This window comes from Ensifer sp. SSB1 (assembly GCF_016652895.1).
Taxonomy (GTDB): Bacteria; Pseudomonadota; Alphaproteobacteria; order Rhizobiales; family Rhizobiaceae; genus Ensifer.
Genome location: NZ_JAEPRP010000062.1, coordinates 1 through 11,809, shown reverse-complemented (window position 1 = coordinate 11,809; position 11,809 = coordinate 1). Strand labels below are relative to the sequence as shown.

Genomic DNA, 11,809 nt, shown 5'->3' with positions numbered 1-11,809 from the left:
TGGACTACATCTATGCACCGCCGCAGGCGGTGCACCTGTTCCATGAGGGCAAGTTCGTCGGTCCCTTCGTCTACGGGCGGACCATGACGCTCGACATGGACACGCTGAAGCGCAACTATGCCGACGATACCAAGGACGTGCAGCGGCTCCGCTTCTTCTGCCGCGGCGACGGTTATCGTTTCTGGGGGCTGTTCGACAGCAACGTGCATCTCGTTTGCCCGGCGGAAGGCGGCCAGGCCTTCTTCCTCGGGACGGACCGTCTCGGCCGCGACGTGCTTTCGCGCATCATTTACGGCGCTCGAATCTCGCTCACGATCGGCCTTTTCGGCATCACCGTGAGCTTCGTGCTCGGCATCGTCATCGGTGGCCTTGCCGGTTATCACGGCGGCGTCTTCGATCTCATCGTGCAGCGCGTCATCGAGGTTCTGCAGTCGATCCCGAGCATCCCGCTTTGGCTGTCGCTCGCAGCGATCATGCCAGCGACCTGGAGTCCTATCCTGATCTACCTGGCGATCACGATCATCCTCGGTCTTCTCGACTGGACGGGGCTTGCGCGTGCCGTGCGCTCGAAACTGCTGGCGCTTCGCGAGGAGGACTATGTTCTTGCGGCCCAGCTGATGGGCGCAAAGAGCAGCCGCATCATCGGCCGGCATCTCGTGCCGGGTTTCATGTCGCATCTGATCGCCACTGCGACGATCTCGATCCCGGGCATGATCCTTGGCGAGACGGCACTGAGCTTCCTCGGTCTCGGCCTCAGGCCCCCGATCACCAGCTGGGGCATTCTCCTGACCGAGGCCAAGAGCGTCAGCGTCATCGCCTTCTATCCCTGGCTCCTATTTCCCACAATTCCGGTCATTCTTGTGATTTTGGCATTCAACTTCTTGGGAGATGGGTTGCGCGATGCGGCCGATCCCTACAAATGAAGCCCGATTTGAAGCCGGCAAGCGGTCGGCGTGAAACGGTTCATTGCACCCTGTGCGAAAGGTTTCTTGCATGATGCGGCGTTTCGAAGATGCCCGGATCCTCATGTATAGCCATGATACGTTCGGGCTCGGTCACCTCCGGCGGTGCCGCACGATCGCGCATTCGCTGGTGGAAGACTATCGCGGCCTGAACATCCTGATCATCTCCGGCGCAACGATCGCCGGTGCTTTCGACTATCGCGCGCGCGTCGACTTCGTGAAGATCCCGAGCGTCATCAAGCTGCACAACGGCGACTATACCTCGCTCGACCGTCATATCGAACTCGATGAGACGCTGAAGATGCGTCAGGCGATCATTCGCCACACCGCCGAGACCTTCAAGCCCGACATCTTCATCGTCGACAAGGAGCCCATGGGCCTGCGCGGCGAAGTCGAGGAGACGCTGACCTACCTGAAAGCCCATGGCACGACGCTTGTCCTGGGCCTTCGCGAGGTCATGGATGCACCGCATCTGCTGGAGGCAGAGTGGAAGCGGCGCGATACCATGCGCAAGATCGAGCAGTACTACGATACGATCTGGGTCTATGGCCCGCCGGACTTTTACGATCCGCTGACCGAGCTCGAAGTGCCGCCGGCCGTGCGCGACCGGATGGACTTCGTTGGCTTCCTGCAGCGCAGCGTTCCGCGCGAGGAACTGCCGAGCCATAAGCCCCAAGGCGACTACATCCTGGTGACGACCGGCGGCGGCGGCGACGGTGCCGATCTGATCCACCAGGTCATCCACGCCTACCAGCAAGACCCGGAACTGATGCACAGGGCGTTGATCGTGCTCGGGCCCTATATGCCGGTCAAGAAGCGGGAAAAGCTGATCCGCAAAGGGAGCAAGATCCCCTATATCAAGATCATCGAGTTCGACAATCGCATGGAAGAGCTCATCGCTGGCGCAAAGGGTGTCGTTGCCATGGGCGGCTACAACACCTATTGCGAAATTCTCTCCTTCGACAAGCCGGCGCTGATCGTGCCGCGCATCCAGCCGCGCGAGGAGCAACTGATCCGCGCCCGCCGCGCTGCCGAACTCGGGCTCGTCGAAATGCTGTTGCCCGACGAAGCGGAAGATCCGCTGCGCTTGGCGGCGGCGCTGAAAGCGCTTCCGTCGCGGGCGCCGCCGTCGAAAAGCACTGCGAATGGCCTGCGGCTCGAAGGGCTAGCGCATATCTCCGAAATCGTCGGCGGGTGGCTCGATCGGCCTTCGAGCGGCCATCTGAATATCGTGAAGAAATCGAGCTGAAGCATTGCCGACAGATCGCAAGATTGCAGTCGTGCTGAAGGGCTATCCGCGTCTTTCGGAAACCTTCATCGCGCAGGAACTGCTTGGCCTCGAGCGGGCCGGACTGGACCTCGTATTGATCGCACTGCGCCGTCCGACCGACGGCAAGCGCCATCCGGTTCACGACGAGATTCGCGCCGAGGTTCACTATCTGCCCGAGTATCTTCACGAGGAACCGTTGCGCGTGCTGCGGGGCCTCGTACGTTGCATGCCGAAGCCCGGCTTCTGGCCGGCTTTCGGGCTTTTTCTCAAAGACCTGCGCCGCGACTTCAGCCGTAACCGCTTCCGCCGGTTCGGGCAGGCGCTTGTGCTTGCTTCGGAATGGCCAGGCAATCCGCGTTGGCTGCACGCGCATTTCATCCATACGCCGTCGTCGGTGACCGCCTATGCCAGCGTGATCGCTGGCACGCCATGGACCTGCTCGGCGCATGCCAAGGACATCTGGACGTCGCCTGACTGGGAGCTCTCGGAAAAGCTCGGACGGGCGCGCTGGACAGTTACCTGCACACGCATGGGCTACGAGCACCTGAAGAGCCTGACGACCGAAAAGGAGCGGGTGCACCTGAGCTATCACGGGCTCGATCTTGACCGGTTCCCCCGTTTCGAGGGCGCACATTCCGGTCGGAACGGTTCCGACCCTTCGGATCCCGTGCGCCTTGTCAGCGTCGGCCGTGCCGTCGGCAAGAAGGGCTACGACGTGCTGCTGAAGGCGCTCTCGCTGCTGCCGGCAGACCTCCATTGGCGGTTCGAGCATATCGGCGCGGGGGAACTGACCAGCCAGCTCAAGACGCTTGCGACGGAGCTTGGCGTTTCCGACCGGATTGCCTGGAAGGGCGCACTCGACCAGACCGACGTGCTGGCACACTACCGGACGAGCGACATCTTTGCGCTTGCCTGCCGGATCACCGCCGACGGCGATCGCGACGGATTGCCCAATGTCCTCGTCGAAGCATCAAGCCAGCGGCTGCCCTGCGTCTCGACGGCGATCTCCGGCGTTCCGGAACTTCTCGTCGATGGCGAGAACGGCCGGGTCGTTCCGTCAGAGGACCCGCAGGCGCTTGCTGCGGCGCTCGAGCAACTCATCCGCGATCCGGCGCTCCGCCTCAGGCTGGGCGATGCGGCGGAGCGGAAAGTCCGCGAGCAATTCGATCACCACACCAGCATCGATCAGCTTGCCGGCCTGTTTGCCAGCGAATGGAGAGCCGCCTGATGCGTGCGCGTCGTGTCTTTTTCTACGTACAGCACCTGCTGGGCATCGGACATCTGGCGCGGGCGAGCCGGATCGCGAGCGCCCTTGCCGCCAGGGGCTTCGAGGTGACCGTCGTGACCGGTGGCAACCCGGTCCCGGGTTTCCCGGGAAGCGATGTAAAGCATGTGGCCCTTCCGCCTGTGCTCGCCGGCGACAAGGGATTTTCAGGCCTTGCCGACAGCGACGGAAATCCGGTCAGCGATGCCTTCAAGGATCAGCGCCGGAACCTGTTGATCGAGGCGTATCTGGCCTGCGATCCGGACATCGTTGTCTTCGAAGCCTTCCCTTTCGGCCGCCGGCAGATGCGTTTCGAGTTGATGCCCTTGCTCGAGGTGATCGAAAAACAGAACCCAAGGCCTCTCGTTGCCACATCGCTGCGGGACATTCTGCAGGAGCGGACGAAGCCCGGCCGCGCCGAAGAGACCCTTGATGTCGTCAGGGCACATTTCGATCTCGTGCTGGTGCATGGAGACCCTGCATTCGCGCGGCTCGAGGAAACCTATCCTTACGCGGCCGAGATCGCGGACAAGGTGGCCTATACCGGCCTCGTGGCAGGCCCGGCACCGGATGCGCCGGCGGAAAAGTTCGACGTGCTCGTTTCGGCCGGCGGCGGTGCGGTCGGCAAGGAACTGATCGGTGCGGCGTTGCAGGCGGCAAGTCTGCTGCCGCGCGAGCTACAATGGTGCCTCGTCACCGGACCGAACCTGCCGCAGCAGGATTACGACGCCTTCGCGGCTGCCGCGCCCGGCAACGTGCAGCTCTTTCGCTTCCGCAAGGATTTCGCCAGCCTGCTTTCGGGCGCGCGGCTTTCGGTTTCTCAAGCGGGCTACAACACGGTCTGCGACATCATCCGCGCCGGCTGCGGATCCCTGCTGATCCCCTTCGTTGCCGGCGGCGAAACCGAGCAGTCGACCCGGGCGGAAAGGCTTGAAAAGCTCGGCCTTGCCGGCGTGCTGCCGGAGGCCGAGGTGACGCCCGAGAGGCTGGCGCGCGATGTGGAAGCGATGCTGGCACGGCCGAAGCCGAATATTCCGCCGCTGGACCTCGATGGGGCGATGAAGACTGCCGAAATCCTCGAGAGCCGCACGGCTCTTTGACGGTTCCATTGCGGGCTTTGCGCGGGCGCTTCAAAGGGAGCGCGTTGGCGACGCCTTGCGACGGACCGCCCGTCTCGCGGCCTCAACTCGCAATGGCCGATGACATGTCCGCGGTCGCCGCGACCATGACGCGCCTCAGCCATGTATGCCTCGGGGCGTCCTGAAGGTGTGCATGCCGGGTAAAGCCCATGGTGAGTTATCGGACTGCGCAGACCGGAAGACTGGAGCGCCCGCGATGTGGCCTCGGTCTTGGCGGGGTGCGCGCCCGCCCGGTGGCGCCGGCGTTGGTCCCGACATAGCGCCAGCGAACATCGGCGCCGCACGATTTCCCTGAAGATGGCGGTTGAGCGCATGTTGGCGACGGTTTGACCTGCCGGCGTGCTCAGACCGTTCCGATCAGCATGAAGCGGGTGTATTTCTTCGTCGGCAGTGCGCCGGCGAATTCGACAGTGGTCAGCGCTGCCTGTTTTGTGAGGTCCTCGACGCAAGCCACGCAATTGATATGGGTGGGCTCGCTGAAATAGTCGTTGGATTGCAGCAGGACGCGCGTGCCGGCAGGGACGCGATCGAGCCACGACCGGAGGTCGGCGATATGCTCGCAGCTCGTGTTGATGACGAGGTCGGCCCCGAGTGTCGTATAATTGATGGCGTACATGTCGGCCGTCACGGCGCGGAATTTCTCCGAGAAGGCGAAATTGAGGGTCCGCGCGACCGTTTCCACATCCGGATCGATGTCGAAGCTGTCGACCGCGGCGACGTTGAAGCGCGCGTCCTCCAGCAACATGGCGCCCAGGATGCCGTACCAGCCACCGAGGATCGCGATCCTGGTGTAGGATGAGCCCGCAACATTCAAAAGCGTATCGCGCGCCCAGACCTTGCAGGCGACCTGCTTGTGATTGAAGGCGTTGGCGATGTGGGCGTCGGGATGCTTGGCGATTACCTTCGCGACACCCTCGATCAGGGGGCTTTGCGTGTAGGCGGCGATACCGCGTGCCAAATCAAAGGCATGCTCGTACCAATCGCTGGCTCGGGACGGCGGGTGGCTGGTGTGTTTCATGCGCCCGTTGTAAGCTGCGTGTCGGGCGAGTGCAATAACGGCGTGTGCTTCGGAGCGTGACGGTCTCTGTGGTTGCCTTCGCGGCATTGGAGTTGGAACCCGCGTCCATTGCAGATTTCCCTCGCACCTGCATAATCGACAGAACCGGATTCGGCGCCCGGCGGAATATGCAGGCATCCACTTCGCGATCGAGCGCCGATAGGCACCCATCCGGAGACACCGCCGAGGAATGATGCGTGGTGGAGCAAACGGCAGTCCGCCACGCCAGCAGCTATCGTGTTCAATAAGGTCCTATTGCCAGACACATGGAACCACGCCTTTCCCGCTATATCTGGACCCACACGCGCAAGGATCAGCTCTGGATTCTGGTGGTCGTCGCGCTGTCGATGATTCCCTATTTCCTGTCCTTCGACCTGCCGAAGCAGATCGTCAACGGACCGATCCAGGGCGACGGCTTCGACAGTCCGGAGGCGACGCAGGCCTTCCTGCCGATTTCCTTCGACTTGCCGTACTTCGGAACGATCAACGTCTTCGAGGGCTTCCACCTCGGCCGGGAAGGCATGCTGCTCGCCCTCAGCCTGGTGTTCCTGCTGCTCGTGGTCGTCAACGGCCTGTTCAAGTTCTACATCAACACCTTCAAGGGTCGGCTCGGCGAGCGCCTTTTGCGACGTATCCGCTTCGAACTGGTCGACCGCGTCCTGCGCTTCCCGCCCAGCCACTTCAAGCGGGTGAAACCGGCCGAAATCGCGACGATGATCAAGGACGAGGTCGAACCGCTCGGTGGTTTTACCGGCGATGCCTTCGTCTCGCCGGCACTGCTCGGCGGCCAGGCGCTGACCGCCCTGGTGTTCATTCTTCTGCAGAGCTTCTGGCTCGGCCTGATCGCCACGCTGATCGTCGCGGTTCAGGCCGTGATCATCCCGCGCATGCGCAAGCGGCTGCTGATACTTGGGCGTGAACGCCAGCTGACGGCGCGCGAGCTCTCCGGCCGCGTCAGCGAAATCGTTGACGGTATTGGCGCCATCCGCGGGCACGATACCTCAAACTATGAGCGGGCCGACATCGCCTCGCGCCTCGCGAGGATCTTCAAGATCCGCTATGATCTCTATCAGTGGAAATTCCTCGTCAAGTTCATCAACAATTTCCTGGCGCAGGTCACGCCATTCCTGTTCTACGCGATCGGCGGCTATTTCGCCCTGCAGGGTCGCCTTGACATCGGGCAGCTCGTTGCGGTCATCGGCGCTTACAAGGACCTGCCAGGTCCCCTGAAGGAACTGATCGATTGGGACCAGGCCCGCCAGGACGTCCAGGTCAAATATGCGCAAGTCGTCGAGCAATTCAGCGTCGATCCGCTGCTTGATCCGAAGGTTCAGGCGGTTGCCACCGGGACCATCGCATCGCTGAATGGTCCGCTGGCGGCCGTGAACCTGACGGTGATCGATGACGGTGGTTCGACCTTGCTCGATCACGTGTCGCTTCAGGTGCAGCCTGGAGAGAAGGTGGCGTTGACCGGCGGTGGCGAGGTGCTGGCGGAAGCCTTCGGTCGCCTGGTCTGGCCGGCAAGCGGCAAGGTGGTCATCGGCGGACAGGACATTCTGGAGATTCCGGAATCCGTCACCGGGCGCCGGATCGCTTACGCGTCGTCCGATGTCTACGTGTTCCAGGGCAGCCTCGGTGACAACCTTTTCTATGGTCTGAAGCACGCTCCGCTGACAGAGGTGGCCTATGAAGGGGAGGGCGCTTCGCACCGCAAGTGGGAAGTGATCGAGGCGCGCCTTGCCGGTAATCCGTATCTCGACGTCAACAGCGACTGGATTGACTACGGATCGGCAGGAGCAAGCGGTCCGGACGACCTGCTCGTGCAGATCCGCCCGGTTCTCGACGCCGTGCTGTTGACCAACGACGTGATGGCGCTTGCCGTCCGCTCGACGATCGACCCGAACCGCCATACGGCATTCGCGGCCGGCATCGTCGAGATGCGCAGCGCGCTCAGGCAGAGCCTTGAAAAGGAAAAGCTCAGCGACCTCGTCGTGTTCTTCGAGCCGGGAGCCTACAACGTCGAGGCCACCATCGGCGAAAACATGCTCTTTGGTACGATCACCGATCAGGTGATGTGGGCGAATGCGCTTGAGAACCATCCGTTCTTCAAGACGATCCTGCAACGGGTCGGACTGCGCGACACGTTCTACGAGATGGGCATCGAGATCGCCGAGAACGTTGTCGAACTGTTCCGCGACTTGCCGCCGGATCATCCGTTCTTCCAACAGCTGACCTTCATGACGGCCGAGGAGATACCCGTTTACGAGGCCATCCTCCAGAAGGTGCGCAGCCGCGGCAAGGGCGAGGTTTCCGAAGACGATCAGATCAAGATCATCCGGCTGTGCTTCGATTACATCGAGCCGCGGCACCGCTTCGGTCTATTGACGGAAGAGGTGATGGCGAAGGTTGTTGCTGCGCGTCGCGAGTTCGACGAGGGCTTGCCAGCCGACCTCGCAGGAATGATCGAGCATTACCGCCCGAACCGCTACATCGCTTCCGGCAGCATCATCGACAACGTGCTCTTCGGACGCATTGGCCACAAGCACGCTGATGGGTCGGAGAAAATCCGGGCGATCGTACGTGATCTCTTCGAGGCCGGCGGCCTCTACAACGAAGTGCTGGCCTTCGGCTTCGATTTCAATGTCGGCGCCGGCGGCAAGCGTCTGACGGCAGCACAGCGACAGAAGCTCGACCTTGCGCGCGCGCTTATCCGCGCCTGCGACTTCTATATCTTCAATCAGCCGCTGCTTGCGCTCGATCAACGCGTCCAGGAACAAGTCGTGCGCAACGTCTTCTCGATGCTTGACCGCGCCGGGCGGGAACCGGCGATCGTGTGGGTCCTTGCCAACCCTTCGTTGCTGGACCTGTTCGATCGCGTTGCGCAGTTCGAAAACGGGCGGTTGGTGCACGACACCGGTGCCGATGCCGCGGTGGATGACGGACGCGACTACAAGGAAATGGCATCTTGATGTAATATTAATGTCAGGGCACGAGCATATGGTCCCGCGCGATGCGGGAGGCAGACTGCTCCCGACGGGAAATCGGAGACACGGATTGTGATGTTGCTCAAGGATGAAGTTGAAATGCTGCGCCGGATTACCCTGTTTTCAGGATTGCCGCCGGCAAAGTTGAAACTTCTTGCCTTCACGTCTGACAGGGTGATGTACGGCGCCGGCGAGGCACTGTTCTATCAGGGCGACATCGGCGATGCGGCTTACGTCATTCTTTCCGGCAAGGCCGAAGTGCTGATCAATACGGCCGGCGGGCCTTTCAAAATTGCCGAGTTCGAGCAAAATTCGATCGTCGGCGAAATCGCCATCCTCTGCAATACGCCGCGCACGGCGACTGTGCGCACTGCCACGCCGCTTGAGGCCCTGCGCATTCGCAAGGAGGATTTCCTCAAGCTTCTCGCAGATTTTCCGGAGATGGCGGTGGAGATCATGCGTGTGTTGGCAGACCGCCTCGCCCAGACCACGGCCGAGCTTAGCGAAGCCCGCAGCCAGGTCGAGCGGGTGGAGGCTTGACGCCAAGGCACGCTTCACGCCGGCCCGTTTCATGTCCAGGCATTCCCTCCCGTCATGTGAGCCTTTCGCAAAAGCGATTCCGCTTTGCGGAGATATCGGCTAGACAGGCGCCATGCGTTCGATAACCTATTTCCAGAAAACCGTTCAGTTCCCCGACAAACCGGAGAAGAAGCGCTTTTTCGCGCGTCTGCAGAACGGCGATTGGGAGCCTTGCACATTTCAGAACATCGAGCGCCTGGTCGATGGCAAGACGACTTTTGTCGACATCGGCGGATGGATCGGGGTGACGCCCTATTGGGCGGCGCAGATTGCCGACAACGTCATAACCGTCGAGCCGGATCCCGTCTGCTTCGGTATCCTCAAGGAAATGCAGCCGGAAAACCGCGGGGAGGTGCGCGTGATCAACGCCGCGCTTTCCGAGGACGAAGTGTTGGTGCTGCACTCCGTGGGCGGCGGCTTTGGCAGCTCGGAAACGTCAGCCCTGATTGCGGATGACAACGGCGAGGCGATCAGGGCGCAGACGGTTACGATCGCTGAGCTTCAGGCCATGGCCCGCACCGAGAGGCTTTGCTTCAAGATCGATATCGAAGGATATGAGTATCGCGCCATGGATCAGTTCCGGGCGATCGATCCGCAGCGAACGGCTGGGGTCCTGCTTGCCGTGCACCCGCAAATCCTCTTTGCCTCGCTGGACGGGCCTTCGGCGCTGCGTGCCATTCGCACGATAACAGCCACAATGCGTCTGATCCGCAGCCTGAGCGGCTTTCGCCTCGACAATCCGCAGGCGGTATGGACGGCGCTGCGCAAATCGATCGCCCGCCGGGAGTTTCGCGGCTTCGATCTGTTGTTCGTTTCGAGGCGTCAAGGTCGCTAAGCGAACCCGAGAGCGCCGGGAACGTTCTCGACCCGTCTCCTTATGCGGATGGCCCGTTACGATGTGCTGCGCACGTGCGCCTTGGCGCAGGCGCGGTCGCTTTCGAACAAGGCAGCCGCTCGTCGACGAGCGGCGGAGACCCGGTATGGTTAACCATTCTTTAGAGAATGTTGATTCGTCGTTTGAAGACGTGATTTTCGCTGCTATAAATTTCTCGGCCGCCATTGCCTGGGCTTGATGTTGCGTCGTGAGGGCGACCGTATGGCATGGATATATCTTGCGACTGCCGCCTATTGCATGCCCGCCTTGTTTCTATTGGCGATGACCTATCTTGAAGGTTTGCAGGCGCGTGCGCCTTGGAACATGTATCGTTTCGCTGGGCTGCTCATATGCATTTTTTGGCCGGTCCTGTTTCTCTATCTGATGTTTAAAATGATATCGAAAACAAGAATTTCGGAGCGTTAAGGCTAGATTCCCTGCCCCTATCTCGGGATTTGACGCCCGAACCGTGGCATTTACCATACAACCAGAAAATGCCGGAGACTTAACCCTTGAGTCCCTCATGCGGATTATGCTCCGGCGGTGATCGACCGGTGTGAAAGTTTTTGAACATGTGCGGTTTCGGTGGCCATTTCGGCTCAATTCCAGACGCTAAGATCCTTCTCGAGAAAATGGTTACTGCGATTGCGCATCGCGGTCCGGACGAGAACGGTTTTTTCGTCGACAAGGAGGCCGGACTTGGGCATGTGCGTCTGTCGATCGTCGGTCTCGGTGATGGTCAGCAGCCGATGTCGGACGAGACCGGCGAATTGACGATCGCCTTTAACGGCGAAATCTTCAACTATGTCGAATTGCGCGAGGAACTGCGCGCCAAGGGACGGCGCTTCCGCACGTCAAGCGACACCGAAGTGATCCTGCATCTGTACGATGTCATGGGCGAAGAGTGCCTGTCCCGTCTCAACGGCGATTTTTCCTTCGCCATCTGGGATCGGCGTCGCCAGCGGATGGTGCTGGCGCGCGACCGGATGGGCGTTCGTCCGCTGTTCCACATGATCCATGGCGGCACGCTCTATTTTGCCTCGGAGATCAAGGCCCTGCTGCAGGTGCCGGGCGTTTCTGCCGAACTCGATCCGATCGCGCTCGATCAGATCTTTACGCTCTGGGCGCCGATCGCGCCGCGCACCGGTTTTCGCGACATTCAGGAGCTCGAGCCGGCGCATCTCATGATTGCTGAAAAGGGCAAGGTTTCGATCCGTCCCTATTGGCAGCTCGACTATCCCGACTTCGGTGCGCCACCACTTTTCACGGACGAGCGTGTCGCTGCCGAAGAACTGCGTGCGCTGCTCACCGATGCCACCCGGATCCGGATGCGCGCCGATGTTCCCGTCGGCTCCTACCTTTCGGGCGGGCTCGATTCCTCCATCGTTGCGGCCATGGCGACCGGCATGGCGCCGCAGGGCCTCAGGACCTTCTCCGTCACCTTCGATAGCGCGGAACACGACGAGAGCGCCTTCCAGATGGAAATGGCGACAGCGCTTGGCACAGAGCACAGCGCCGTCGCCTGCCGGGCGGGCGACATCGCAAGATCCTTCCCGGAGGTGATCCGCTTTGCGGAGCGACCGATCATCCGGACGGCGCCGGCGCCTCTCTATCAGCGGTCCGGACTGGTTCGGGACCAGGGGCAGACGGTGGTTCTGACGGCCGAGGGTGCCGAGGAGG

The 11,809-nt window shown here is 61.5% G+C and carries 9 protein-coding genes; 8 read left to right on the top strand and 1 reads right to left on the bottom strand.

The genetic code is table 11. The features are described from left to right. The 4 genes from I8N66_RS16860 to I8N66_RS16845 all read left to right on the top strand — a co-directional run. The coding region (locus I8N66_RS16860; protein WP_291155522.1) for an ABC transporter permease at positions 1–923 on the top strand (923 nt) is incomplete at its 5' end. A 70-nt stretch (positions 924–993) separates the two neighbouring features. Beyond that, positions 994–2,211, top strand: coding sequence for a glycosyltransferase family protein (locus I8N66_RS16855; protein WP_291155519.1), 1,218 nt, complete (start codon positions 994–996; stop codon positions 2,209–2,211). Positions 2,212–2,215: 4 nt separating this feature from the next. Next, positions 2,216–3,460, top strand: a complete 1,245-nt coding sequence (locus I8N66_RS16850) for a glycosyltransferase family 4 protein (RefSeq protein WP_291155516.1) — start codon at positions 2,216–2,218, stop codon at positions 3,458–3,460. Further along, entirely contained in the window at positions 3,460–4,596 is a 1,137-nt protein-coding gene (locus tag I8N66_RS16845; protein ID WP_291155513.1) for a glycosyltransferase, read from the top strand. The genes I8N66_RS16850 and I8N66_RS16845 overlap by 1 nt, the downstream gene beginning before the upstream one ends. Positions 4,597–4,978: 382 nt before the next feature. Here I8N66_RS16845 and I8N66_RS16840 read toward each other — a convergent pair whose 3' ends face one another. Beyond that, positions 4,979–5,653: a class I SAM-dependent methyltransferase gene (locus tag I8N66_RS16840; RefSeq protein WP_291155511.1), complete on the bottom strand. Its 675-nt coding sequence runs from the start codon at positions 5,651–5,653 to the stop codon at positions 4,979–4,981. A gap of 305 nt (positions 5,654–5,958) precedes the next feature. Between I8N66_RS16840 and I8N66_RS16835 the strand changes: the two genes are divergently transcribed. The 4 genes from I8N66_RS16835 to asnB form a co-directional block, all read left to right on the top strand. After that, complete coding sequence (locus tag I8N66_RS16835) at positions 5,959–8,661, top strand: ABC transporter transmembrane domain-containing protein (RefSeq protein WP_291155509.1); 2,703 nt, start codon at positions 5,959–5,961, stop codon at positions 8,659–8,661. A gap of 90 nt (positions 8,662–8,751) precedes the next feature. Then, complete coding sequence (locus I8N66_RS16830) at positions 8,752–9,216, top strand: Crp/Fnr family transcriptional regulator (RefSeq protein ID WP_113535699.1); 465 nt, start codon at positions 8,752–8,754, stop codon at positions 9,214–9,216. A gap of 112 nt (positions 9,217–9,328) precedes the next feature. Further along, a complete protein-coding gene (locus I8N66_RS16825; protein WP_291155507.1) occupies positions 9,329–10,090 on the top strand; it encodes an FkbM family methyltransferase in 762 nt (253 codons plus the stop codon). Positions 10,091–10,701: 611 nt separating this feature from the next. Then, the coding region (gene asnB / locus I8N66_RS16820; RefSeq protein ID WP_291155505.1) for an asparagine synthase (glutamine-hydrolyzing) at positions 10,702–11,809 on the top strand (1,108 nt) is incomplete at its 3' end.